The organism is Nonomuraea thailandensis (genome assembly GCF_024172165.1).
GTDB classification, from domain to species: domain Bacteria; phylum Actinomycetota; class Actinomycetes; order Streptosporangiales; family Streptosporangiaceae; genus Nonomuraea; species Nonomuraea thailandensis.
Map to the genome: position 1 here is coordinate 11,319,216 of NZ_JAMZEB010000002.1, position 23,203 is coordinate 11,342,418.

21 protein-coding genes are annotated in these 23,203 nt (G+C 71.6%); 11 read left to right on the forward strand and 10 right to left on the reverse strand.

Annotated features, from left to right (window positions below; translation table 11 throughout):
* Positions 1 to 5: 5 nt before the first annotated feature.
* On the reverse strand, positions 6 to 797 hold the full coding sequence (locus HD597_RS56730; protein ID WP_253756811.1) for a maleylpyruvate isomerase family mycothiol-dependent enzyme: 792 nt from the start codon (positions 795 to 797) through the stop codon (positions 6 to 8).
* A gap of 131 nt (positions 798 to 928) precedes the next feature.
* Between HD597_RS56730 and HD597_RS56735 the strand changes: the two genes are divergently transcribed.
* Positions 929 to 1,579: a haloacid dehalogenase type II gene (locus HD597_RS56735; RefSeq protein ID WP_253756813.1), complete on the forward strand. Its 651-nt coding sequence runs from the start codon at positions 929 to 931 to the stop codon at positions 1,577 to 1,579.
* A 4-nt stretch (positions 1,580 to 1,583) separates the two neighbouring features.
* Here the strand turns inward: HD597_RS56735 and HD597_RS56740 are convergent, their stop codons facing one another.
* Positions 1,584 to 2,360, reverse strand: a complete 777-nt coding sequence (locus tag HD597_RS56740) for an alpha/beta fold hydrolase (protein ID WP_253756816.1) — start codon at positions 2,358 to 2,360, stop codon at positions 1,584 to 1,586.
* A gap of 81 nt (positions 2,361 to 2,441) precedes the next feature.
* Between HD597_RS56740 and HD597_RS56745 the strand changes: the two genes are divergently transcribed.
* Both HD597_RS56745 and HD597_RS56750 read left to right on the forward strand, forming a co-directional pair.
* The gene (locus HD597_RS56745) at positions 2,442 to 2,858 is read left to right on the forward strand and encodes a YciI family protein (protein ID WP_253756818.1); all 417 of its coding nucleotides are present in this window, start codon (positions 2,442 to 2,444) and stop codon (positions 2,856 to 2,858) included.
* Positions 2,859 to 2,863: 5 nt separating this feature from the next.
* Entirely contained in the window at positions 2,864 to 4,138 is a 1,275-nt protein-coding gene (locus HD597_RS56750; protein WP_308210905.1) for an RNA polymerase sigma factor, read from the forward strand.
* On the opposite strand, the gene HD597_RS56755 is transcribed toward HD597_RS56750, so the two are convergent.
* Entirely contained in the window at positions 4,085 to 4,684 is a 600-nt protein-coding gene (locus HD597_RS56755) for an AAA family ATPase (protein WP_253756821.1), read from the reverse strand. The two genes, HD597_RS56750 and HD597_RS56755, sit on opposite strands and share 54 nt — an antisense overlap.
* Positions 4,685 to 4,744: 60 nt before the next feature.
* On the opposite strand from HD597_RS56755, the gene HD597_RS56760 reads away from it, so the two are divergent.
* Positions 4,745 to 5,200, forward strand: a complete 456-nt coding sequence (locus HD597_RS56760; protein WP_253756823.1) for a MerR family transcriptional regulator — start codon at positions 4,745 to 4,747, stop codon at positions 5,198 to 5,200.
* A gap of 196 nt (positions 5,201 to 5,396) precedes the next feature.
* Here the strand turns inward: HD597_RS56760 and HD597_RS56765 are convergent, their stop codons facing one another.
* Together HD597_RS56765 and HD597_RS56770 are read right to left on the reverse strand one after the other, a co-directional pair.
* Positions 5,397 to 6,332: a DUF5996 family protein gene (locus HD597_RS56765; RefSeq protein WP_253756825.1), complete on the reverse strand. Its 936-nt coding sequence runs from the start codon at positions 6,330 to 6,332 to the stop codon at positions 5,397 to 5,399.
* A 41-nt stretch (positions 6,333 to 6,373) separates the two neighbouring features.
* Positions 6,374 to 7,168: an MBL fold metallo-hydrolase gene (locus HD597_RS56770; protein ID WP_253756828.1), complete on the reverse strand. Its 795-nt coding sequence runs from the start codon at positions 7,166 to 7,168 to the stop codon at positions 6,374 to 6,376.
* A gap of 48 nt (positions 7,169 to 7,216) precedes the next feature.
* Here HD597_RS56770 and HD597_RS56775 point away from each other — a divergent pair, with 48 nt between their 5' ends.
* Complete coding sequence (locus HD597_RS56775; protein WP_253756831.1) at positions 7,217 to 7,615, forward strand: MerR family transcriptional regulator; 399 nt, start codon at positions 7,217 to 7,219, stop codon at positions 7,613 to 7,615.
* A 19-nt stretch (positions 7,616 to 7,634) separates the two neighbouring features.
* Here the strand turns inward: HD597_RS56775 and HD597_RS56780 are convergent, their stop codons facing one another.
* Positions 7,635 to 8,849, reverse strand: a complete 1,215-nt coding sequence (locus HD597_RS56780; RefSeq protein WP_253756834.1) for a hypothetical protein — start codon at positions 8,847 to 8,849, stop codon at positions 7,635 to 7,637.
* 113 nt (positions 8,850 to 8,962) lie between these two features.
* Complete coding sequence (locus HD597_RS56785) at positions 8,963 to 10,597, reverse strand: dolichyl-phosphate-mannose--protein mannosyltransferase (RefSeq protein WP_253756836.1); 1,635 nt, start codon at positions 10,595 to 10,597, stop codon at positions 8,963 to 8,965.
* A gap of 78 nt (positions 10,598 to 10,675) precedes the next feature.
* Here HD597_RS56785 and rsmI point away from each other — a divergent pair, with 78 nt between their 5' ends.
* Positions 10,676 to 11,524 (forward strand): 16S rRNA (cytidine(1402)-2'-O)-methyltransferase, encoded by an 849-nt coding sequence (rsmI, locus tag HD597_RS56790; protein ID WP_253756838.1) that lies wholly within the window; start codon positions 10,676 to 10,678, stop codon positions 11,522 to 11,524.
* A gap of 10 nt (positions 11,525 to 11,534) precedes the next feature.
* Complete coding sequence (locus HD597_RS56795) at positions 11,535 to 13,121, forward strand: dolichyl-phosphate-mannose--protein mannosyltransferase (protein WP_253756841.1); 1,587 nt, start codon at positions 11,535 to 11,537, stop codon at positions 13,119 to 13,121.
* On the opposite strand, the gene HD597_RS56800 is transcribed toward HD597_RS56795, so the two are convergent.
* Positions 13,057 to 14,604 (reverse strand): hypothetical protein, encoded by a 1,548-nt coding sequence (locus tag HD597_RS56800; protein ID WP_253756843.1) that lies wholly within the window; start codon positions 14,602 to 14,604, stop codon positions 13,057 to 13,059. The two genes, HD597_RS56795 and HD597_RS56800, sit on opposite strands and share 65 nt — an antisense overlap.
* Positions 14,605 to 14,703: 99 nt before the next feature.
* Between HD597_RS56800 and HD597_RS56805 the strand changes: the two genes are divergently transcribed.
* From HD597_RS56805 to HD597_RS56820, 4 genes are all read left to right on the forward strand, one after another.
* Positions 14,704 to 15,924 carry a glycosyltransferase family 2 protein gene (locus HD597_RS56805; RefSeq protein ID WP_253756845.1) on the forward strand — a complete coding sequence of 407 codons (1,221 nt, stop codon included), beginning with the start codon at positions 14,704 to 14,706 and terminating at the stop codon, positions 15,922 to 15,924.
* A 105-nt stretch (positions 15,925 to 16,029) separates the two neighbouring features.
* Entirely contained in the window at positions 16,030 to 17,814 is a 1,785-nt protein-coding gene (metG, locus tag HD597_RS56810; protein ID WP_253756847.1) for a methionine--tRNA ligase, read from the forward strand.
* Positions 17,815 to 17,884: 70 nt separating this feature from the next.
* A complete protein-coding gene (locus HD597_RS56815; RefSeq protein ID WP_253756849.1) occupies positions 17,885 to 18,739 on the forward strand; it encodes a TatD family hydrolase in 855 nt (284 codons plus the stop codon).
* A 162-nt stretch (positions 18,740 to 18,901) separates the two neighbouring features.
* Positions 18,902 to 19,741: a resuscitation-promoting factor gene (locus HD597_RS56820; protein ID WP_253756851.1), complete on the forward strand. Its 840-nt coding sequence runs from the start codon at positions 18,902 to 18,904 to the stop codon at positions 19,739 to 19,741.
* 118 nt (positions 19,742 to 19,859) lie between these two features.
* Here HD597_RS56820 and HD597_RS56825 read toward each other — a convergent pair whose 3' ends face one another.
* Positions 19,860 to 21,065, reverse strand: a complete 1,206-nt coding sequence (locus tag HD597_RS56825) for an FG-GAP repeat protein (RefSeq protein WP_253756854.1) — start codon at positions 21,063 to 21,065, stop codon at positions 19,860 to 19,862.
* Positions 21,062 to 23,200 carry a serine/threonine-protein kinase gene (locus HD597_RS56830; protein ID WP_253756856.1) on the reverse strand — a complete coding sequence of 713 codons (2,139 nt, stop codon included), beginning with the start codon at positions 23,198 to 23,200 and terminating at the stop codon, positions 21,062 to 21,064. Before HD597_RS56830 ends, HD597_RS56825 begins: the two co-directional genes overlap by 4 nt.
* Between the last annotated feature and the right edge of the window lie 3 nt (positions 23,201 to 23,203).

Below are 23,203 nucleotides of genomic sequence, written 5' to 3' on the forward strand. Positions count from 1 at the left end.
TTAGGTCACAGGGGAGGAACCAGGTCGAAGTAGCGGTCGAGCACGGCCTTGTCCCCGTGCACGGCCAGCGCTCCGGCCGGGATCCGCCGCCACAGGAACAACATCAGATCCGACGCCGTGCCCGCCAGCCCGACGTCGGAGGCGCCGCCGTCGCCCACCCGCACGTGCTCGCCGTCGATGCACACCACCCACTCGCCCGGCCCGTCGGTCCGCAGGAACCGGAACCGCTCGCCCGCACCGGGCGGCGCCGGGAGCAGGGCGCGCCGGGCCGGCGCCATCACCTCGAACGTCTGGGTGACGGCGTCCACCGCGATCTCCTCGTGGATCGGGCCGGCCGCGCCGACGGCGTTCTCGGCGTCCCAGCGGTGCACGGCGGCCTCGATGATCTGCATCCGCAGCCAGAACCCGACCGTGTGCTCCTGCGACCAGGTCCACGCGGGAGCGTCCGGCGGCAGCTCCCTGAACAGCGCTTCGAGCCGGTCGGCGCCCTCGTCGAAGGCGTCCAGCAGGGTCGGTGCGATCGGCCCGGGAGTCGGGTTCCGGCCGAGGACCGGCCAGCCCGCCGTGTCGGCGGGAAACTCCGTTCTGGCCAGCTCGGCCGGGTCCGGGGGCCCGTCGAGCCGGTCCCTGATGATGGCGGCCACGAACCGGTGCACCGCCGCCAGGTGGAACACCAGATCGGACATCGTCCAGCCGGGGCAGGACGGCACGACGGGCGCGTCACCCGCCCGGGCGGCCTCGCGGGCGGCGGCGTGGAAGGCGCGTGCTTCCCGGTGGAAGTGTGCAACGGCATCCATGCGTCTCACTGTGCCGCACGCGACCCCGGTCCGGCTGCCCGCCTGGGGCGAGCGTGGCGTCCCGACGCCTCAGAGCCGGGCGAGAGCGTCGAATTAGCATGGACGCGACCGCGGAGCGCTGGGGGAGAACGATGAACGCCAGACCGGACGTTGTGATCTTCGATGTGAACGAGACGCTCATCGACATGGAGCCGCTGCGGGCCAGGTTCGAGGACGTGGGATTGTCGGGGGAGCAGATGCCGACGTGGTTCGCGAGCGTGCTGCGCGACGGTTTCGCGCTCACGGCGGCCGGTGGCTTCGCGGAGTTCGACCGGATCGCCGCGGACGTGCTCAAGGGGATGCGGTTGCAGGACAAGGCGGTGGATCACGTACTGAGCGGGTTCGCCGGGCTGCGGGTGCACCCCGACGTGCCGGACGGGCTGCGGAGCCTGCGGGAGGCGGGCATCAGGCTGTTCACCATGACGAACGGCTCGGCCCGGACGACCGCGGGATTCCTGCGCCGCGAGGGCCTGCTGGACCTGGTGGAGGCCACGCTGGACGTGAGCGGCCCGCGCGCGTGGAAGCCCGCCAGGGCCGCCTACGAGTACGCCGTGGGCCTGGCCGGCGTGGTGCCCGCCCAGGCGGCGCTGGTGGCCGTGCACCCGTGGGACGTCCACGGCGCCCAGCGGGCCGGCCTGTCGGGGGCGTACCTGGACCGGCGCGGGGCGCCGTACCCGGGCGTGATGTCCGCCCCGCACCTCACGGCCCCCGACCTGCGCGCGCTGGCGGCCCTGTGGCGATGAGGGGTCAGTGCCGCCGCAGGAAGTCCAGCACCATCGGGCTCGCCACCTGCCTGAACTCCTCGAAGTACGCGTGCCGCGCCCCCTCGATCATCCGCAGCCCGGCCCCCGGGATGCGCCCGGCCAGCAGCGGGGCGTTGGCCGCCGGGTTGAAGACGTCGTCGGTGCCGTGCACGACCAGCGTGGGCGCCGTGATGCCGGGCAGCGCGTCCCAGGCGTCGTGACCGGCGCTCGCGGCCAGGTGGCGGCGGCGGGCGTGCGCGGGCATCCGAGGGTCGCCGATCGTGCGGTACGGGCCGGGATGGGCGGCCAGCCAGGCGGGCGTGTACATGAGCTCCAGCAGCGCCCGCTCGGCGGCGGCCCGGTCCGGCTGGGCCAGCGACCTGCGCACCTCGTTGCTCCGCTCCACCCCGTGGGCGCCGCCCGGCGAGCTGCAGCCGAGCACCAGCGCCCCGACCCGGGAGGGATGGTCGGCAGCCAGCCACTGGGCCACCCGGCCGCCCATCGACGTGCCGTACACGTGCGCCCGCTCCACGCCCGCCTCGTCCAGCACGGCCAGCACGTCGGCGGCGAACCCGCGCGTGGTGTACGGCTCGTCGGGCTTGTCGCTGCCGCCGGTGCCGCGGTAGTCGAGGGTGATGGTCCGGTAGGAGCCGAAGTCGTCGCGTACGGAGTCCCACCAGCGGTGGTCGTTGGCCTGCCCCTGCAGCAGCACGAGAGGCTCTCCGTGGCCGCGGACCTGGTAGGACAGCTTCACGCCCTCTGGGGTGGTTGCGTAGGACACGAATTCGATGGTGCCATGTCCGGTGCGCTGCTCCGGCTCCGACGTCCCTGGTGAGAGCCCACGAGAGAGAGGACCACCCCGATGAAGTACATGATCCTTTCGTACGCCTCCCAGCAGGACTACGACGAGATGTCCGGCAAGGACGCCGGGCGCGGCGCCTGGTCGGAGGAGGAGCTGGCGGCGATGACGACGTTCATGACGGCCGTCAACAAGGAGCTGGAGGAGTCCGGCGAGCTGGTCGAGACCCGCGGCCTGGCGGCGCCGGTGCACACCCGCAGGGTCGGCCGGCGTGACGGGGTGCCGTACGTGACCGACGGCCCGTACGCGGAGACCCAGGAGGTGCTGGCCGGCTACTGGATCGTGGAGTGCGAGAGCTTCGACAGGGCCCTGGAGATCGCCGGCCGCCTGGGCCGGTGCCCGGGCCCCGAGGGTGCCTACGCCAACGCCTACGCCGACATCAGGCCCATCATGGAGTCGGCAGAGGACATGGGGTTCTGATCGCCGTGAGCGGATCCGAGGACCTGCTGCGCGAGCTGGCGCCGCAGGTCCTCGGCGCGGTCGTGCGCCGCTACGGGCACTTCGACCTCGCCGAGGACGCGGTCCAGGAGGCGCTGCTCGCGGCGGCCACGCAGTGGCCCCGGGACGGCGCGCCCGACGATCCGCGCGCCTGGCTCGTCACGGTGGCCGCGCGCCGCCTGACCGACCTGCTCCGCGCCGAGCAGTCGCGCCGCCGCCGCGAGGACACGGTCGCCGCCCGCGCGCTGCCGGACGACTGGTTGTCCCCGCCCGCCGACCGGCCGCGGCCCGCGTCGGACGACACGCTGGTGCTGCTGTTCATGTGCTGCCACCCGTCGTTGTCGCCGCCCTCGCAGATCGCCCTCACGCTGCGCGCGGTCGGCGGCCTGACCACGGCGGAGATCGCCCGCGCCTTCATGGTGTCCGAGGCGACGATGACCCGCCGGATCACCCGGGCCAAGCAGCGGGTCAAGGACAGCGGCGTGCCGTTCCGCCTGCCGAAGGCGGCCGAGCGCGCCGAGCGGACGGGCGCGGTGCTGCACGTGCTCTACCTGATCTTCAACGAGGGGTACGCCAGCACGTCGGGCCCCGACCTGCACCGGCCCGAGCCGGCGGCCGAGGCGATCAGGCTGGCCCGCATGGTGCACCGGCTGATGCCCGAGGACGCCGAGGCGGCGGGGCTGCTGGCCCTCATGCTGCTCACCGACGCCCGCCGCCCGGCGCGCACCGGCAGGGACGGCGCGCTGATCCCCATGGCCGAGCAGGACCGCACGCTGTGGAACGCCGCGTTCATCGCCGAGGGCGTCGAGCTCGTCACGAACGCCCTCTCCCAGGGCGCTCCCGGGCCGTACCGGCTCCAGGCCGCCATCGCCGCCCTGCACGACGAGGCGCCGACCGCGGAGGAGACCGACTGGCCGCAGATCACGGCCCTGTACGGGCTGCTGATGCGCGGCTCCGACAACCCCATGATCGCGCTCAACCACGCCGTCGCCGTGGCCATGTCCCGGGGCCCCGAGGCCGGGCTCGGCCTGCTCGAAGGTCTCGCCGGCGACGACCGGCTGTCCGGCGATCACCGGCTGCACGCGGTCCGCGCGCACCTGCTGGAGATGTCCGGCGACGAGGAGGGCGCCCGCGCGGCGTACCAGGAGGCGGCGGAGCGCGCCATGAGCCTGCCCCAGCAGCGCTACCTGCGAGTCAGGGCCGCCCGGCTAGAGCCTGATGTGCCGGATCGTGATCGCGATCCGCCGCAGCCGGTGGCGTAGCGGGCCGTCGGCATCGGCTGCCAGGCTCAGCCCGGCGCGGGCCGCGATCCGGTCGGCGACCTGCGGCACCGTCAGCGTGTCCGTCTCGACCTGCTCGGCGAACCGCGGCGTGCGCAGCCGCTCCAGGCACCCGTCGAGCCTGGCGACCGCGAACGCCTCCCGCTTGAGGCTGCGGCTCAGCGAACGCTCCCGCAGCCGCGCCAGCACCCTCTCGCGGTCGGCGACGAGCGCGAAGTGGCGCACGTCGTGGCCGGCCCCGCTCAGGCGGCCCAGGATCTCGTCGTAGTAGGCGGGCTCGACCAGCGTCATCGGCGCGATGACGACGCCCTGCTGCTCGCTCAGCACCAGGTCCAGCACCTCGAACACGCCCTGCCGCCAGGCCGGGTGCAGCTGGAAGTCCGAGCGCAGCGCGGGCGGGGTCATCCTGTGCAGGCCCATGCCGACGTGCTCGGGGTCGCACACCACGCTTCCCGGCAGCCTCCGGTGCAGCTCGTACGCGGTCTGCGTCTTGCCCACCCCGAACGGGCCGTTGATCCACACGAGCATGTGGCTCAGCTTAGGGCGGAAGGTGGTGGGATTTCCCGCCTTCAGGGGTCGAATGGGGCCATGGACGACACGATCCCGATCGGCGAGGCCGCGCGCCTGCTCGGCGTCAATGCCTCCGCCCTGCGGTACTACGAGGAGCGCGCCCTGCTCGCTCCCGCCCGCCGCCGCCAGGGGCGGCGCGTCTACGGCAGGCAGGAGCTGCGGCGGCTGGTGTTCCTGCGCACGATGCAGCGGCTCGGCGTGCCCCTGGACACCGCGGGTGCGATGCTGGACGCGCCCGGCGAGCAGTGGCGCGCCGCGGTGCGGGAGCGGATCGGCGAGCTGGAGGCGGTGATCGCCCGCGCCAGGGTGGCGCAGGAGGTGCTCCGCCACGGGCTGCGCTGCCAGGAGGAACATCCGGCCGTGGAGTGCGAGGTCGCCGTCGGCATGCTGGACCGGCTCGTCGACGGTTGCACGTTCGAGCAACTGGCGGCGGAGCACGATGCGCGGTGGGCCGGGCTGCCCGCCGGAAAATAATCGTCGTGGCGGGGGAATGGATCCCGCCGGGGTGTGGTTACATATCTCGTGGCCGGTGTGCCCAGTGTCCCCGGGCCTCACCTATTGCCTTCACGGAATACCGTTCGGCTGGAGCCGTGTTGTGCCTTTCGCCGAGAGGCGACACGCACACCGGTACGCACTCGTAGAGCGCCCGTCCTCCCCGGAGGGCGGGCGCTCACGTGTGTGCCCGTAGATACGGGTCGGTGACGCCGCCGGGAGAGGCCAGCGTCTCGGCGTCGAGCCCGGTCAGCCGGGCCCCCGCCTGGTAGGCGCTGTCCAGGAACTCCAGCACGGCTCCCACCGGGTCCTCCATGGCCCGCACGTCGTCGTAGCGCAGCACGGCCAGATGGCTGCCCCTGGCGGTGATCCACTCGGCCTGGCCGGGGCGCAGCGGCTCCCGTTCCAGCCCGTCGGGCTCCGGCGCGGTGTAGGAGTAGAACGCCGGCCACGGCCGCTCCTTGTCCCCGAACCAGAACCCCGAGCTGATCACCTCCCAGCTGTAGGCCTCCCGCGTCACCGGGTCGACGTCGGGCGAGACCTTCACCACCCGCCCGGTGAACCGGGTGACCGCGATGTCGAAGGTGTGCCAGAAGTGGTGCACGGGGCTCGTCTTGCCGGCGAAGTCGGCGGCGAACCGGTCCAGCAGCTGCACCACCTGCGACAGGATCCGCCAGTACCGGTTGATGAGCACCGGGTCGTAGCGTGCGTGCAGGGTGTCCTCGGCGAACGGCGTGTCGTCGCTGAGGTCGAACGGCACGGCCCAGATCTCCGGCCGGATCCCCAGCCCGGCCAGGGTCTCGAAGAGCCGGTCGTGGAACGAGGCCACCGACCTGCCGATCAGGCTGAACTCCGCGCTGCGCCCGTCGAAGACGTCCACCACCAGCCGGTGGCGTACGAGGTCGAAGTCGACGCAGAACAGCGGCTGCTCGCCCAGCCCGCCCATCGGCCTGGTGGTGAGCCCCCGCCCCGTCGGGTGGAACGGCACCTGCCACCAGTGGTTGCGCCGGTTGCTCGACGCGAGCCGGATCTTCCCCACGATCTGCGCGAACCTGTGAAAGGTCTCCTTTGCCTCTGTCCACTCCGCAAGCGGCATGGCCGGGAACAGCTCCATGACGGCCCCCTCCGACGTAGAGCATTTCCCGACAATCGTAACTACTGGGAGTATTCGGTCAGCTCCCAGGGGTCGTGTGCGGAGAAGACCGCCACGCCGTGCTCGTTCGCGAGCGAGCGCAGCCGCTCCTGGCTCGACAGCCGCCGCGCCTCGTCCACCTGGGCCTGGAGCTGCACCAGGTCCATCAGCGGATGGGGGCGCGGCTCGCTCGCCAGCTCGCCGTGGTAGAAGTACGCGTCCCCGGCGTGCAGCAGCCACCGGTCGCCGTCCCTGACCGCCACCCCGGCGTGTCCCTCCGAGTGCCCGTCGAGCGGCACGTACAGGAAGTCCTCCTCCGGCAGGCCCGTCAGCGGCCGCACCCCGTCCGCGCCCAGCCACCGCGTGCCCGTGCCCGGGTACGTCACCCAGCGCGGCGTGTGCGCCCAGTGGGAGGGCCGGTAGCGGCGGTTCGGGGCCTGCGCCAGCGCGGCCTTCAGCTCGGCCTCCATGACGTGCACCTCGGCGTGCGGGAAGTCGGGCAGGCCGCCGCTGTGGTCCACGTCCAGGTGGGTCAGGACGACGTGGCGCACGTCGGAGGGGTCGTGCCCGAGCGCCGCCACCTGCCGCACGGCCGTCTCGGCGGGGGACAGCACCGGCTCGACCAGCTCCGCCCACTCGCGTTCGAGGTGCACGGCGGGGTCGGCCACGTCGTCCAGGCCGAGGCCGGCCTCCACGAGGACCAGCCCGGAGGCGGGGGTCTCGACGAGCAGCGCGTGGCAGACGGCGCGCGCGGAGGAGTGGCCGTCGGGGGAGTCGATCTCGCGCATCGAGGCGAGGTTGAGATGGTGAATTCGCATGCGGATAGACTGCGACTTGAAGTGCGGTTCAAGTCAAGGAGCCAGGCCGTGGACGACACGTTGATCGACATCGGCGAGGTGGCCAGGCAGAGCGGGCTGGCCGCGTCCGCGCTGCGGTTCTACGAGCGCAAGGGGCTCATCGAGGCCGAGGGGCGCAACGGGCTGCGCCGCGCGTACCGGCCGGAGACTCTGGAGCGGCTGGCGCTGATCTCCTGCGCCCGCGACGCCGGGTTCACGCTGTCGGAGATCGGCCGGTTCCTGCGGGCCGGGCCGTCCGACGAGCGGCTGCGCGCCCACATGGCCGCCAAGGAGCGCGAGGTGTCGCAGCGGGTCGACCAGCTCACCCGGCTGCGCGACAGCCTGCGCCACGCTGTGGTCTGCACGCACGACCCGCTGGTGGAGTGCCCCGAGTTCAAGCAGGCCGTACGGCGGGTGCCCCAGGGCTGAGGCGGACCCGCCGAAGATCTCAGGCCGAGCTCACGTACTTCCTCGGCCGCAGGGCGTGCGCCCGCAGCGCCGCCAGGGCCGCGAGCTGCCCGGGCCGGTCCATCCGCACCGCCAGCTCGTCGCTGAAGGCCAGCCCCAGCGCCGTGAGCTGGGCCACCAGGTCGGTCACCGGCCCGGTCACGTCGTCCAGGCTCGTCGCCGGATGCCAGCCCTCGCCGCCCACCACCTCCGCCACCCGCTCGCGCAGCTTCGCGGGCGACATGAGCGTGCCGTCGGCGAGCAGCATCAGCGCCGCCTCCCTGGCCGACACCTCGAACTCGTGCTCGCCCCTGGCCAGCAGCAGCCGGGTGACCGCCGACCACATGGCCGACTTCGACTTCAGCAGCCGCAGGCCGTAGTCGGTGATGGCCAGCTTGGCGCCTTCGCGGCGGATCGCGCCCAGCTCCCGCTCGGCCAGGTCGCGCAGCCGCGCCGCCTCGGGCGAGGGCGCCAGCCGCAGCGGCAGCGACTCCCCCGAGGCGGCCACGGACAGCAGCCGGTGAAGGGCGGGCAGCGGCTGCGGGGCCACGGGCGCGTGCAGCCGCACCTCGAACGGCTGGGCCAGCTCCCGCCTGGCCGGGCCGCGCCCCAGCACCCAGCGGTTGAGCCGCTCGCCGTGCACGCGGTTGAGCCAGCTGTCGCCGCCCAGGTCGGCACGCGGCTCGGTGAGCCAGCGCCGGGTCAGGGCCGTACGGTCGACGCTCTCGCCGGCCACGATCGCCAGCTCCAGCGCGGCGGAGCAGGCGATGTGCGCGCCCAGCTCCTCAGGCCCCATGATCATGCTCCACTGCAGTTCGGGCACGTCGGGCGGGAGCACTCCCGTGGCCTCCAGCGCCTGCTGGTAGGCGGCCGTGCCGGCGTCGTCGCCCTCGCGGGCGTAGGTGCGCAGGATCTGTACGGTGGTCGGGGACACGCACATGGCGGCGTACCGGTCCATGCCGCCGAGCTGGAGCAACCGCCCCAGGGAACGTGCCAGGCGCTCCATGTCGCCGCTTCCCTTGGCCGCCCCGGCGTTGGGCGGCGAGACCTTGAGCGGCAACGTGTACCAGAGGAACTCGCAGACGTCGAGCTGGGTCACCGTCTCCAGCGGCTCCCCACCCGTCAACCATTCGACGGCGGTCCTGGCCTCCTCGGCCAGATCCGGGTGAGATCGCTCCAACTCGGCGAGAAGGGCGGTGACATCCGGTGCACTCATGCCTCGAAGTTTGCCGTATCGACCCCGGGCCTGACGATGACCGAAACCGGTGCGTATTGGGTCTTGCACAGCGACTACCCTAAGAAACCCCTATTGAGCCGACTGTAACGTGGTCATATCCACCGTTTCTCAAACAACATGCGGGCCTTCCAGTCCACGTACGGGATCAGCTCGGCGGAGAGTATGGGGTGCAGCCACCAGAAGTTGATGAGCGCGAGCAGGGCGAACGCGCCGACGACGGCGGCACCGAGGGTACGCCGCATCGGCGTCACGTCCTTGATGCCCGCCGCGGACGGCCCGATCAGCAGCCCGGCGCACAACGTGATGGCCAGCACCATGAACGGCACCATCGGGATGGCGTAGAACAGGAACATCGTGCGGTTGTCGGCGATGGCGAAGTAGAACCACGGCAGCCAGCCCATCGCGTAGGCCAGCAGCACGGCCCCCGCCCGCCAGTCGCGTGAGGAGAAGTACCACGCGACCAGCGCCACCAGCGCGGCCACCGCGCCGAACCAGATCACCGGCGTGCCCACGCCGAGCACGGCCTGAGAGCAGTCCTTGACGCCGCACGTGTTCTGCTTGCCCTCGTAGAAGAAGGCCACGGGGCGCAGCAGCAGCGGCCAGGACCACGGCTCCGACATGTACGGGTGCGAGGTCTCCAGCCCGCTGTGGAAGGTGAAGACCTGCCACTGGTACTGCACCCACGACCGCATCGAGTCGAAGACGAAGAAGAGCGGATTGCCCGGCGAGGTGGCCTGGTCCCAGTTGCGCCCGTAGCCGGACGCGTTGACGAACCAGCCCGCCCAGGTGGCCATGTACGCCACGAACGGCACCACGCCGAACGCCACGACCCCCTGCGGCACGTCCTTGTTGATCGCCCCCAGGTAGGGCCGGCGCAGCCCCACGGCGCGGCGGGCGCCGAAGTCCCACATCAGCGACATGATCGCGAACGCGACCGCGAAGGCCAGGCCCGACCACTTGACCGACATCGCGAAGGCCAGGCACACCCCGGCCCCGATGCGCCACCACCTGACGCCCAGCGAAGGGCCCTGCGGCGACAGGGGCGAGCCCTCGTACCAGGTGACCAGCTTCTCGCGCGCGCGGTCACGGTCGACCACCAGGCAGGCGAACGCCGCCAGGACCCAGAACATCAGGAAGATGTCCAGCAACGCCGTGCGGGAGAGCACGTAGTGCAGGCCGTCGAGCGCCAGCAGCAGACCGGCGAAGCAGCCCAGCAGCGTCGAGCGGGTCATCCGGCGGGCCACCCTGGCCAGGATGAGGATGGACAGCGTGCCGATCACCGCGGCGGCGAAGCGCCAGCCGAACGGGTTGAGCCCGAACAACCACTCGCCGGCGCCGATCATCCACTTGCCCAGCGGCGGGTGGACCACGTAGGAGGCGCACTTGCCCAGGTCGTCCGGGGTGCAGGCCTGCCAGATGTCGGTGTTGCCGGCGATGATCGCCTTGTCGGCGTCCTTGACGGTGACCTTCTCGACCCCGTGGGTGATCAGCGAGAAGGCGTCCTTCATGTAGTACGTCTCGTCGAACACCACGGCCTTGGGGTGACCGAGCTGCACGAACCGGAGGATCCCGCCGAACAGGGTGACGAGCAGCGGCCCCACCCAACCCCACAGCACGCTTCCGCGCATGGGGGGCACGACCCGATCGCGTACGGACCGCGTCCTGGGATGGCTCTCGCCGACCTCCGAGCTCTCGTAGGCCTGGTACGGGGAATCGGTCACCGCCATTCGGACATCGTACGGGCCCCAGAGCGGTGGTTACCAAGGAAACACGGTCTAATTGGGATGCCCTGCAACAATGGCCTGGTGACTGGGAACGGCAGGTTGGTGCTGGCAGGAGCCCCCATTGGCCAGGTCGGAGACGTCTCGCCGCGGCTGCGTGAGCTGCTGGGGGGCGCCGACGTGGTGGCGGCCGAGGACACCAGGCGGTTGCGCAGGCTCGCGGCCGACCTCGGCGTCGAGCTCACCGGCAGGGTGGTGTCCTACTACGACCAGAACGAGGCGGGCCGGGCCCAGGAGCTCGTCGAGACGCTGAAACAGGGCCGCACGGTCGTGGTGATCACGGACGCGGGCATGCCGGGCGTGTCCGATCCCGGCTACCGGCTGACACAGCTCGCCGTCGAGGCGGGCATCACGGTCACCGCGCTGCCGGGGCCGAGCGCGGTCACCACCGCGCTGGCCGTGTCGGGCCTGGCCAGCGACCGGTTCTGCTTCGAGGGCTTCCCGCCCCGCAAGGCCGGCGAGCGGGCGCGCCGCCTGGGCGCGCTGGCGGCCGAGGAGCGCACGATGGTCTTCTTCGAGTCGCCGCACCGGCTGGAGGAGTCCCTGCGGGCCATGGCCGGGGCGTTCGGGCCCGACCGGCGGGCCGCGGTGTGCAGGGAGCTGACCAAGACCTACGAGGAGGTGCGCAGGGGCGGGCTGGGCGAGCTGGCCGAGTGGGCGGCGGCGGGCGTCAAGGGCGAGATCACGATCGTCGTGGCGGGGTTCGCGCCGGGCGAGGCCGAGCCCGACCTCGACGCCCTGGCCGCCGAGGTGGACCGCAGGGTGGCCGCGGGGGAGCGGCGCAGCCTGGCCGTGGCCGAGGTGGCCAAGGGCGCGGGCGTTCCCAGGCGAGAGCTGTACGACCTGGTTCACAGGAGAACCGCCACACCATAGGGTGCGCATCGTGAGGAACTGGGGGGTGCCGGCACGGCGGCTCATCCCGCCGATGCAGGGCGGGGCCCTCCTGGGCTGGCTGGGGCCGCTCGCGGTGGCGATCTTCGGCGGCATCCTGCGGTTCGTCCGGCTGGGCGAGCCGAGGGCCGTCGTCTTCGACGAGACGTTCTACATCAAGGACGCCTACTCGCTGATCGTCCACGGCGTCGAGATGACGACGCTCGGCGACGCCGACAACCCCATCGCCGACCAGCGCCTCATCGCCGGGAACCTGGACATCTTCAAGCAGTGCGGCGAGCCGTCCGAATGCGCCTCCTTCGTGGCCCACCCGCCGCTGGGCAAGTGGATGATCGGCGCCGGCGAGTGGCTGTTCGGGATGGACCCGTTCGGCTGGCGCTTCGCCGCCGCGCTGGCCGGCACGCTGTCCATCCTCGTCCTGGCCAGGGTGGCCCGCCGGATGACGCGCTCGACGCTGCTGGGCTGCCTGGCCGGGCTGCTGCTGGCGCTCGACGGGCTGCATCTGGTGCTGTCGCGCACGGCGCTGCTGGACGTCTTCCTGATGTTCTGGGTGTTGTGCGGGTTCGCGTGCCTGGTGGCCGACCGCGACTGGGCGCGGCGCAGGCTGGTCGGCTGGTACGAGAGCGCGCCTGTCACCGAGCTGGGCCCGAGGCTGGGCTCGCGGCCCTGGCGGCTGGCCGCGGGGGCCTGCCTGGGGGCCGCGTGCGCGGTCAAGTGGTCGGGGATCTTCTTCCTCATCGCCTTCGCCGTGCTGTCGGTCATGTGGGACCTCGGGGCCCGGCGGGCGCTGGGGCTGCGCGAGCCGTACCGGGGGGCGCTGTCGTACGACCTGCCGGGCGGGCTCGCGGCGATGACGCTCGTGCCCGCGCTGGTGTTCACGGCCTCGTGGACCGGCTGGTTCGCCTCCGCCGACGGCTGGGGCCGCAACTGGGACCGGGCCACCTCCTCGGGGCCCGGGTTCTTCGTGCTGGACTCGGTGCGGTCGTGGGTGCAGTACCAGACGCAGGTGCTGGGCTTCCACAGCGGCCTGGACGACTACCACCCGTACATGTCGGAGCCGTGGCAGTGGCCGCTGCTCTTACGGCCGGTCTCCTTCCACTACCCCACCGGCCTGCCGCCGTCGGCCTGCGGCGCGGACCAGTGCTCCCAGGCCGTGCTCGGGGTCGGCACCCCCGCCCTCTGGTACGCCGCCGCGCTCGCGCTGCTCGGGCTCGTCGCGTGGTACGTCTCCGCCCGCGACTGGCGGGCCGGGGCGACGCTGCTGGGCTTCGCGGCCGGCTGGCTGCCGTGGTTCTACTACGCCATCGCCGACAACCGCACGATGTACCTGTTCTACATGATCCCCGTGGTGCCGTTCATGGTGCTGGCGCTCGTGCTCATGGCGGGGCTCGTCATCGGGAGGCAGGACGCCCCCGCCACCAGGAGGGCGACGGGGGCCGCGGTCGTGGGCGCGTTCGCGCTCGTCGTACTGATCAACTTCTGGTGGCTGCAGCCGGTGCTGACCGCAGAGACGATCACGCAGACACAGTGGTGGGCTCGGATGCTGATGAGCTCTTGGGTGACCGGCGCGCCCAAGTGACCCCGCGGCGCAGCGTGATCGCCGCCGCGACGCAGGCCAGGGGGACGGCGGGAAGCACGTACCGGTAGTCGAACTCCGCCGTGGCCGCCGGCGCCAGCAGCAGCCCGACCGCGCCCAGCCACGGCAGCACCACCGCCCCGCCGAACTTCCGCCAGCGCACCACCACGCCGTACAGGCCGATCAGCAGGATGCCGCCGACCATGATGCCGCGCAGGTAGAAGACCTTCTGGTAGTTGCTCATGATCGTGGCCCACGGCTGCACGATCCGGGTCTCCGGCGGGCCCTGCTCGTAGCTGAAGGCGTCGGTGTCGGTGCGGCCGCCCGCGTACGACGACCACTTCGGCAGCCGCTTGGGCTGCCCGGTGTCGTCCAGCTCCACGTACGGCTTGAACTGGTACATGTTGTAAGTCGACTCGTCGGGGAAGCGTGGACGTGCCCAGTGGAAGGAGCGGAAGAAATCGCGCGCCACGACCTTCAGGTAGTCACCCGGCTGCGACAGGATCGCCCGGGTGGCGAACTTGCTGGCCGCGTCGTTGGTGATCTCGCTCCACTTCTTGTTGATGCCCCACCGGTGCAGCACCTCGCCGGTGCCGGTGCCGTCGCCGTTGCCCTGGCCCCACAGGTACCACTGGGCGTAGTCCTTGCGCTGGCTGACCGGGTCGTTGATGCACAGCAGCAGAAGCTGGACCTCTTTGTACTTGTCGATGTCCATCTTGTTGCAGTCGGCGAAGATGGCGGTGCGCATGTAAAGGATGAGGCCGTCGCTGTTGGTCATGGCGAACTTGCCGTACGCCGAGGCGAACCATCCCATGTACGCCATCACCGGGATCGCGCAGGCGGTGATGACGGCGGCGATCGGCCGCCAGCCGGTGCGCTTGACCAGAAGGTAGAGCACCACAAGGGCCAGGATCGGCAGCCCGATCGAGCGGGTCAGCCAGGTCATCGCCAGCAGCAGCCCGACGACCGCGCCCGCCTTCCACGTCAGCCGCCGCTTCCACAGCACCATCGTGATCACGCCCACCACGAGCAGCATGAACAGGGTGTCGGACATCACCATCTGCTCGAGCTGGATCTGGTAGGCGTCGAACAGGACCGGCGCCGCGGCCAGCGTGGCCCCCCACTTGGGCAGCCTGAACTTGATCCGTAGCAACGCGTAGATCAGGCAGGCCGTGGCCAGGCCCATGAGGTGCTGCGTGAACGTCAGCAGGGTGAAGCTGTGGAACGGCTGGAGCAGCATCAGCCAGAAGCTGTAGCCGTCGGGCCTGATCGGGTGCGGCCGCGGGTGCAGCGCCACCGAGACGTACTCGTAGGAGTCGTTGAACCACATGGCCGGGCCGTAGCCGAGCATGGTGATGAGCCGCAGCACGGCGCCGACGCCGAAAGCCGCGGCGAACACCCGATGCCTGCGCACCATGGCCAGCAAACGGGCCGTCCTGCCAGGGGCGGAGGGGTCCACAGGGGTAATCTCCGCGACGCTCACCATGCTGTAAAGAATGCCAGTCGTTTCCAGGTCTGTGCCCGAGCACGGGCCCGTTCAGGGCATGATGGTTCACTGGAAGAGCCTTAACTGAAGGGTAGACACGTGGAACTGACGGTGGTCATGCCCTGCCTCAATGAGGCGGAGACCGTGGAAGTCTGTGTACGCAAGGCACTGGCGTGCATGGAGGAGCACGGCATCGAGGGCGAAGTGCTGATCGCCGACAACGGCAGCACGGACGGCTCGCAGCAGCTCGCCCGAGACGCCGGGGCCCGCGTGGTCCATGTGGACGAGAAGGGGTACGGAAACGCCCTTATGGGCGGAATCAGGGCGGCGCGCGGCAAGTACGTCATCATGGGCGACGCCGACGATTCCTACGATTTCACCGCGCTGCTGCCGTTCGTCGAGCAGTTGCGCGACGGCGCCGACCTGGTCATGGGCAACCGCTTCAGGGGCGGCATCTCCCCGGGCGCCATGCCGCCGCTCCACCGCTACCTGGGCAACCCGGTGCTGTCGTTCATCGGGCGGCTGTTCTTCCCTTCGGCGATCAAGGACTTCCACTGCGGGCTGCGCGGCTTCCGCCGTGATTCGATCCTGCGCCTGCAGCTCCAGACGGGCGGCATGGAGTTCGCCTCCGAGATGGTGGTCCGCTCCACCCTGGCCGGCCTCGACGTGCGCGAGGTCCCGACCACGCTCTCGCCCGACGGCCGCTCCCGCCCGCCGCACCTGCGCTCCTGGCGCGACGGCTGGCGTCACCTGCGCTTCCTGCTCCTCTACAGCCCGAAGTGGCTGTTCTTCTACCCCGGCGTGCTGATGATGATCGTCGGGCTCGTCGCGGGCACGGCGCTGGTGTTCGGGCCCGTGGAGATCGGCGAGCTGGCCTTCGACGTCGACACCCTGGTCGGATCCGCCGCGCTGGTGGTGATCGGCTTCCAGGCGGCGCTGTTCGCGGTGTTCACGAAGGTGTACGCGGCCGAGGAGGGCTTCCTGCCGGAGTCGCCGCGCATCCGGCGGCTGATCGACATCGTGAGCCTGGAGAAGGGGCTCGTCGTCGGCGGGCTGCTGGCGGTGGCCGGCCTCGTCGGCCTGGTGATGTCGCTGGTGCACTGGCAGGTGCGCGACTTCGGCGAGCTGGACCCGCGCGAGTCGCTGCGCATCGTGGTGCCCGCGGCCACGGCGCTCATCATGAGCTTCCAGACGATCTTCGCGGCGCTGTTCATCAGCATCCTCGGCATCCGCCGCACCCGCGAGACCCCCATCGACAACGCCGCCGCCGCGGCCGAGGAAGCCGCCGCCGCGATCTCCCTCGAAGACTCCAAGAGCTAGAGACCGCTTGCGCGCTGCCGCGGTAGGCCACCCGCCGTCGCGGGCGGGTGGTGAGCCACGGCACCGCGTAACAAATGAATCTCAGGGACCCGTAGGCTGAGCATCATGACCCAGCACATTCTTACCGCCGTGGCATGGCCGTATGCGAACGGGCCGCGCCATATCGGGCACGTATCGGGGTTCGGCGTGCCGTCCGACGTCTTCAGCCGTTACCAGCGGATGGCGGGCAACAAGGTGCTGATGGTCTCCGGCACGGACGAGCACGGCACCCCCATCCAGGTCCAGGCCGACAAGGAGGGCGTGAGCGCCAAGGAGCTGGCCGACCGCTACAACCGCGTCATCGCCGAAGACCTGACCGGCCTCGGCCTGTCGTACGACCTGTTCACCAGGACCACGACGAAGAACCACTACGCCGTCACGCAGCAGATCTTCAAGGGTCTCTACGACAACGGCTACATCTTCCCCAAGACCACGATGGGCGCCATCTCGCCCTCGACCGGGCGCACCCTGCCCGACCGCTACATCGAGGGCACCTGCCCCATCTGCGGCTACGACGGCGCGCGTGGCGACCAGTGCGACAACTGCGGCAACCAGCTCGACCCGATCGAGCTCGTCAACCCCAAGAGCCGCATCAACGGCGAGACGCCGGTGTTCGTCGAGACCGAGCACTTCATGCTCGACCTGCCCGCCTTCGCCGAGGTGCTGGGCACCTACCTGCAGTCCAAGCAGGGCGAGTGGCGCCCCAACGTGCTGAAGTTCGCCCTCAACCTGCTCGGCGACCTGCAGCCCCGGGCGATCAGCCGCGACCTCGACTGGGGCGTGCCGATCCCGCTCGACGGCTGGCGCGACCAGCCCAACAAGCGGCTGTACGTGTGGTTCGACGCGGTCATCGGCTACCTTTCCGCCTCCATCGAGTGGGCCAGGCGCTCGGGCGACCCCGACGCGTGGCGCCAGTGGTGGCAGAATCCCGACGCCCGCGGCTACTACTTCATGGGCAAGGACAACATCGTCTTCCACGCCGAGATCTGGCCGGCGATGCTCTTCGGCTACAGCGGCATCGGCGCGCGCGACGGCTCGCCCGGCGCGCTGGGCGCGCTCGACGTGCCGTCCGAGGTGGTCTCCAGCGAGTTCCTGACGATGGAGGGCAGGAAGTTCTCCTCCTCCCGGCAGGTCGTCATCTACGTGCGCGACTTCCTGGCCCGCTACGACGCCGACGCGCTGCGCTACTACATCGCCGTGGCCGGTCCCGAGAACCAGGACACCGACTTCACCTGGCAGGAGTTCGTCAACCGCAACAACGGCGAGCTGGTCGCGGCCTGGGGCAACCTGGTCAACCGGTCCATCTCGATGGCGGCCAAGAACTTCGGGGCCGTGCCCGAGCCGGGAGACCTCACCGACGCCGACAGGGCGCTGCTGGAGCGCTCGCGGGGCGCGTTCGGGCCGGTGGGCGCGGAGCTGGGCCGCTCGCGCTTCAAGAACGCCATCACGGAGGCGTTCGACGTGGTGCGCGAGGCCAACAAGTACCTCGCCGACCAGGAGCCGTGGAAGCTCAAGGACGACCCGGAGCGGCAGAAGTCCATCCTGCACGTCGCGCTGCAGGTCGTGGACGACGCCAAGACGATGCTCACGCCGTTCCTGCCCGGCTCGTCCAACAAGGTCTTCGCCATGCTGGGCGGGGAGGGCGTGTGGTCGGGCATGCCGGAGATCCGCGAGGTCGACGAGGACGGCGGCACGCCGTACCCGGTGATCACAGGCGACTACGCCGAGGGCGCCGCCCGCTGGGAGCACCGGCCGATCAGGCCGGGCACGCCGCTGGCGCCGCCCGTGCCGCTGTTCAAGAAGCTCGACCCGAAGGTCGTCGACGAGGAGCTGGCCCGCCTGGGCGAGTGACGGCAGTGGCCCTGGCGTGGCGGGCGGTTGAGTGACGGCGGCTTCGGCGCGGCGGCTAGGCTTTGATGGCGTGACCAAGCTTCCCGCCGCGCCAGAGGCGCTCTCCTCACCCGTGTTCGACAGCCACTGCCACCTCGACATCATGGTCGGCAACAGGCAGGCGTCGTCGGGCGACCCGGTGGCGCAGGCCGCGCAGGCCGCCTCGGCGAGCGTGCGGAGCATCCTCGACGACGCGCGGGCCGTCGGCGTGACGAGGCTGGTCACCATCGGCTACGACCTGGCCTCCTCGCGCTGGAACGCCGAGGTGGCCGCCGGGCAGGAGGGCGTGTACGCCGGGGTGGCCATCCACCCGAACGAGGCGCACGAGGCCACCCCGGAGGTGCTGGCCGAGATCGAGGCGCTGGCCGGGCGGCCCGAGGTGCGCGCGGTGGGGGAGACGGGGCTCGACTACTACCGCGACTGGGCGAGCAAGGACGACCAGCACGCCAGCTTCCGCGCGCACATCGAGATCGCCAAGCGCACCGGCAAGGCGCTGGTGATCCACGACCGCGACGCGCACGACGACGTGCTGAAGGTGCTGGCCGCGGCGGGCGCGCCGGACAAGGTGGTCTTCCACAGCTTCTCTGGTGACGCCGAAATGGCGAAGAAGTGCGTTGAAGCCGGATATTTCATGTCATTCTCCGGGCCGGTGACGTACAAGAACGCCGGCTACCTCCGCGAGGCGGCCGAGATCGCGCCCGCCGAGCTCATGCTGGTCGAGACCGACGCCCCCTACCTGCCGCCGGTCCCGCACCGCGGCAAGCCCAACGCGCCCTACCTCATCCCTCTCACCCTGCGCGTCCTGGCCGAGGTCAAGAACGTCCACCCGGACGAGCTGTGCGAGGCGATCAGCGTCAACGGAGTCACAGTTTTCGGCGAGTGGTGACCAACTTTTGGCGAACTCCCCGATACAAGCACCGGACAAGCGTAAAGTTCGGGCCGTCTGGCACCACACCGGAGGTGGCTCGTGCGAGGAAAGAGGCGTGCGCCCCGACCGCCCGTTCCATGGCGTTCCCCGTGGACGCCGGTCGTCTGCGTGGCGGGGGCGGTGGCCGTCGGAGCGCTCGTTGTGGTGTCGTTCCTGGTCAAAGAGGTCATCGTGGTGGTCGACGGTGAGCGCAGGCACGTCCGCGCGTTCGGTGGAACGGTCCAGGAAGTGCTGGCCGACGCCGAGGTGTCCGTGGGGTACGGCGACGTCGTCCGGCCGTCCACGCAGGAGGTGGTGGACGACGGCGCCCTGATCGAGGTGCGCCGCGCGCGCCCCCTCACCCTGACCCTCGACGGCCGCACCAGCACGCACCTGGTCACCGCCACGAGCGTGGGCGACGCCCTGCGCGAGCTGGACATCGCCCCCACCGCCAGCAAGCTCTCGGCCCCGCCCGGCGACAGGGTGCCGCTGGAGGGGATGGAGCTGACCGTCTACACGCGGCGGAAGGTGTACGTGGTGGCCGGCACCACGCGGGTGACCTCGCGCACGACGGCCAGGACGGTGCGCGAGGTGCTCAGGCAGAAGCGCATCGCGCTGCGCCGCGGCTACCTGGTGAACCCGCCGCTGAGCAGCTTCCCCAAGGACGGCACGGTCATCACGGTCACCCCGCCGAGGACCGTGCAGATCCAGCCCGAGGTCGCCGAGCTCGACTGGGAGTCGCTGGCCGAGTGCGAGTCGCACGGCGACCCGGAGGCGTACAACCCGGACGGGCCCTACTACGGGCTGTACCAGTTCAGCCTGCCCATGTGGGAGGCGGTGGGCGGCATGGACACGCCCAGCACGTGGCCGGAGGAGGAGCAGACGTACCGGGCGCAGCTCCTCTACCAGCAGGTGGGCGGCAGGTGGCAGGGCCAGTGGCCGCACTGCGGCGATCGCCTGTTCACCATGAACGCCCGCTGACCCCCGCCCTCAGCCGCCACTGCCGCCACCTCGCGCCCTCCGCCCGCCCGCTCAAGCTCGCCTGCTCGGCGCCTGCCTCGTTCGGCGCCGGCCGCCCGGTGGCGCGCTCGGCGGCTGGTCAGCCGGCGAGCGCGACGCCGAAGTCGGCTCCCTTCGGTGGCTGGAGCGGTTGCGGTGCCGCCTCGTCGTTGCGGGCCGCCACCGCGACCTTCCCGTACGGCGCGGCGTCCGGCTGCCCCACGTACAGCTTGTTCCCGCTGAACGCCACCGACCAGCCGAACAGCCCGTCGGCGGTCGCCAGCTCCCGGTCCTCGGCCGCGTCCTTCCAGGAGACGACCCGGACACCACCGCCATAGGGCGCGCCGATCGCCAGCCGCCCGTCCGCCGAGACGGCCATCGAGAACCCGAACGTCTGCTTGCCCCCCTGCGTCACCCTCCTCGTGGGTTTCCGCGCGGGATCGAGGAGCTGCACGTACCCGGGCCCGGGCGACCCGACGGCGTAGCCGGACCCCTCGGCGTACGCGACCGCGTACCCGAACCGGTCACCCGAGGCGTTCGTCGGCGAGTCCAGCTTGAACGAGGTGATCTGCGGCGCCAGCACGTCGTCGATGAACACCACCGAGCCCGAGTCGATCTTGCCTGCCTCGATCTGCCGGCCCGCGCCGTCGTCGTTCTCGTACGGCACGCCGACGACCAGCCCGTTCTTCGGCCCGAACGCCAGGGACCAGCCGAACTGGTCGCCCACCTCGCTGTTGCCCCGCACGTCCACGGTCTCCTGGCTGACCCTGCGCGGCTCGCCCGCGCCCTTGCGCACGTACACGGCGCCCACGTCGACGAGCTGGGCCTCGTCCTCGTACGGCGCGCCGATCGCCACCAGGTCGCCCCGCGCGGCCAGCGACCAGCCGAAGTGCGCGAACCGCTGGGGCTGCGGCGGCGTCACGCGCTCGGGGGCCGCCGCGCCGCCGCCGTAGACCACGTACGCGACGCCGGCGTCCTCGGTGCCGTCCACGTCCGCGTACGGGGCGCCGATCACCAGGTCGGCGCAGGCGTCGCCGTTGAGCTTCGCCAGCCGTACGGACCAGCCGAAGCCATCGCCCCTGGCCAGCCCGGGAACGCCGACCGGCACCACCTTGCCGCCGGACAGCACGTGCACCGCGCCCTTCTGGTCGTCCGCGAACGGATCGCCCACCGCCACGTCGTCCACGCCGTCACCGTCGAAGTCGGCGGCTCCGGCGCAGGCCACCGCCGTTGCGGCGGCCGCGGGGGGCATCGCGGCCGTCCCGATCAGGAGGGCGAGCGCGGCGAGGGCCGCTCTGATCGTCACAGCGCCACCTCGATCAGCTTGCCGTTCTCCAGCAGGGTCGCCGTCAACTTCATCGGCTTGCGGTACATGGCCAGGTCGAACACGAAAGCGCTGTCCACCCGCGCACCGGGCAGGATGGCCGGCGGCAACGTGACGGGGGCCGGGTCGTGCTCGCCGCCCCGGTCATCCACCATGGTCACCACGGGCTGGACCAGCACCCTGCGCTCGCCGCCCGGGTTGAGCATCGTCCAGCGGATCACGCAGAGCTGGCCCTTGGCGGACGTGATGCCCTCGAACTCCTTCACCCCGCACTCCGGCGCCCCTGTCACGATCGCGACGGGGTCGTCGAAGCTCGCGCCCAGGGCGAACCTGCGGCCCACGTCGTTCGGGCTGGGGCTGCCCGCGGCCTGGGTGGGGGTGTTGGAGGTCACGGTGATGGTCGTGTCGCGCGCGGAGGTGACGATCAGTACGGCCACGGTCACCACGATGGCCAGCACGGCGGCCGCGGCGGCGATGAGCCACCGGGTGCCGGGGGTGCGCGCGCCGCCGATGGTGTCGTCCTCGCCGGGACGCCCGGCGGGGGCGCCCAGCGTGCCAGGGTACGTGTCCGCCCCTAAGCCGGCTCCCTGCGGCACGCGCCCCACGGCTGCGTCGGACCGCGGGACCTGCGCCCCACCCCCCGTCGTCGCCGGCGCCGGCGCGGTGCTCTGCCGCCGGTCAGTGCCCGGACCGGTGCCCTGCGGCGACTGGGCGGGCTCCTGTCGTGGCTGCCCGGTGTCCTGCTCCGGCTCCTGCCGCGCGGGCTTGCCCGAGCGGAACAGCCCGAGCCGTCGCCGAGGGGCCTCAGCCTGTCCGGGCACCTGCCAGCGTGCCAGCTCCTCCTTGGCCGCCTCCTCCTCCCGCCGCGCCCGCTCCTCCAGGGACGGCGCCACGCTCGCGGCCCCCGGCGCGGTGGGCGAACCCCCAGGACCGGACGCCGGGTTGGCGACCCCGCTCTCGGGCCCCGCCGGGTGACCGAAAGCCTGCGGGCCCGGAGTCTGCGGCCCCGAACCCTGCGGGCCCGAAGCCTGCGTTCCCGAAGCATGGGGTCCGGAAGGATGAGGGCCTGAGGGACGGGGGCCTGACGGGGCGCCCGGTGCCGAGGAGGACGCGGGGGCCGGACCTCTGCGACCGGTCGCGTCACTGGGCGGCGGCGTCGTGAAGGTGGCAGTGATGTCCGGCTCGTCCACCACGTTCTGCGGCGGCTGCCAGTCGCTCAGCATCTCGCTTGCCACCAGCGTCGGCGGATCGGCCGCCGCCGGCATCGGCGCGCTCCCACCCACCAGCGCGATCAGCAGGTCCTGCGCCGTGGGCCGCAGCGCCGGGTCCATGGAGGTGGCCCGCCGTACGAGCTCGTTCAGCGGCGCGGGCAGCGCCCCGAGGTCGGGCGGCGTGTTGAGCACCCGGGAGGCCATGGTGATGGGGTCACCGCGCCCGAACGGATGCCGCCCGTTGCCCGCGTAGGCCACCAGGCAGCCCCAGGCGAAGACGTCGACCGCCGGGCTGATCAGCTCGCCGCGCACCTGCTCGGGCGCCCACCAGCCCGGGCTGCCCAGCAGCTCGCCGGACAGCGTGAACCCCGTCTCCCGGTCGAGCGCCCTGGCGATCCCAAAGTCGATCACCCGGGGCCCGGACAGCGAGAGGATCACGTTCGCCGGCTTGAGGTCCCGGTGCACGAGCTCCGCCACGTGGATGGCCGCCAGCGCGGCGGCGACGCCGAGCGCGACGCCGTGCAGCGGCCCCGGCTCCAGCGCGCCGAACTTGGCTATCTGATCCGACAGGGGAGTGCCCGCGATGTACTCGGTCACCATGTAGGGCCGGCCGTCCCCGGTGTTGCCGTTGTCCAGCACCTGCGCCGTACAGAACGACGCCACCCGGCGGGCGTTCTCGACCTCCACGTGGAACCGCGCCGCGAAGCCCTCCTGGTTGGCGAACTCGGCCTTGACCACCTTGAGCGCGACGAACCGGCCCGTCGGCGCCCGCGCGAGGAACACGGTCCCCATGCCGCCCTCGCCCAACCGGCCCAGCAGCCGGTACGGCCCGATCGCGCGCAGGTCGGTGGGCCGGAGCGGCGCGGCGCCCGTTGGTTCCATGAGCGACGTCCCTTCCTGTTCCACGCC

Excerpts from the sequence above, each read along its gene's own strand:
- HD597_RS56730 (WP_253756811.1), bottom strand. The coding sequence starts at position 797 with ATGGATGCCGTTGCACACTTCCACCGGGAAGCACGCGCCTTCCACGCC.
- HD597_RS56735 (WP_253756813.1), top strand. The coding sequence starts at position 929 with ATGAACGCCAGACCGGACGTTGTGATCTTCGATGTGAACGAGACGCTC.
- HD597_RS56745 (WP_253756818.1), top strand. The coding sequence starts at position 2,442 with ATGAAGTACATGATCCTTTCGTACGCCTCCCAGCAGGACTACGACGAG.
- HD597_RS56755 (WP_253756821.1), bottom strand. The coding sequence starts at position 4,684 with ATGCTCGTGTGGATCAACGGCCCGTTCGGGGTGGGCAAGACGCAGACC.
- HD597_RS56760 (WP_253756823.1), top strand. The coding sequence starts at position 4,745 with ATGGACGACACGATCCCGATCGGCGAGGCCGCGCGCCTGCTCGGCGTC.
- HD597_RS56765 (WP_253756825.1), bottom strand. The coding sequence starts at position 6,332 with ATGGAGCTGTTCCCGGCCATGCCGCTTGCGGAGTGGACAGAGGCAAAG.
- HD597_RS56770 (WP_253756828.1), bottom strand. The coding sequence starts at position 7,168 with ATGCGAATTCACCATCTCAACCTCGCCTCGATGCGCGAGATCGACTCC.
- HD597_RS56780 (WP_253756834.1), bottom strand. The coding sequence starts at position 8,849 with ATGAGTGCACCGGATGTCACCGCCCTTCTCGCCGAGTTGGAGCGATCT.
- HD597_RS56785 (WP_253756836.1), bottom strand. The coding sequence starts at position 10,597 with ATGGCGGTGACCGATTCCCCGTACCAGGCCTACGAGAGCTCGGAGGTC.
- HD597_RS56800 (WP_253756843.1), bottom strand. The coding sequence starts at position 14,604 with ATGGTGAGCGTCGCGGAGATTACCCCTGTGGACCCCTCCGCCCCTGGC.
- metG (WP_253756847.1), top strand. The coding sequence starts at position 16,030 with ATGACCCAGCACATTCTTACCGCCGTGGCATGGCCGTATGCGAACGGG.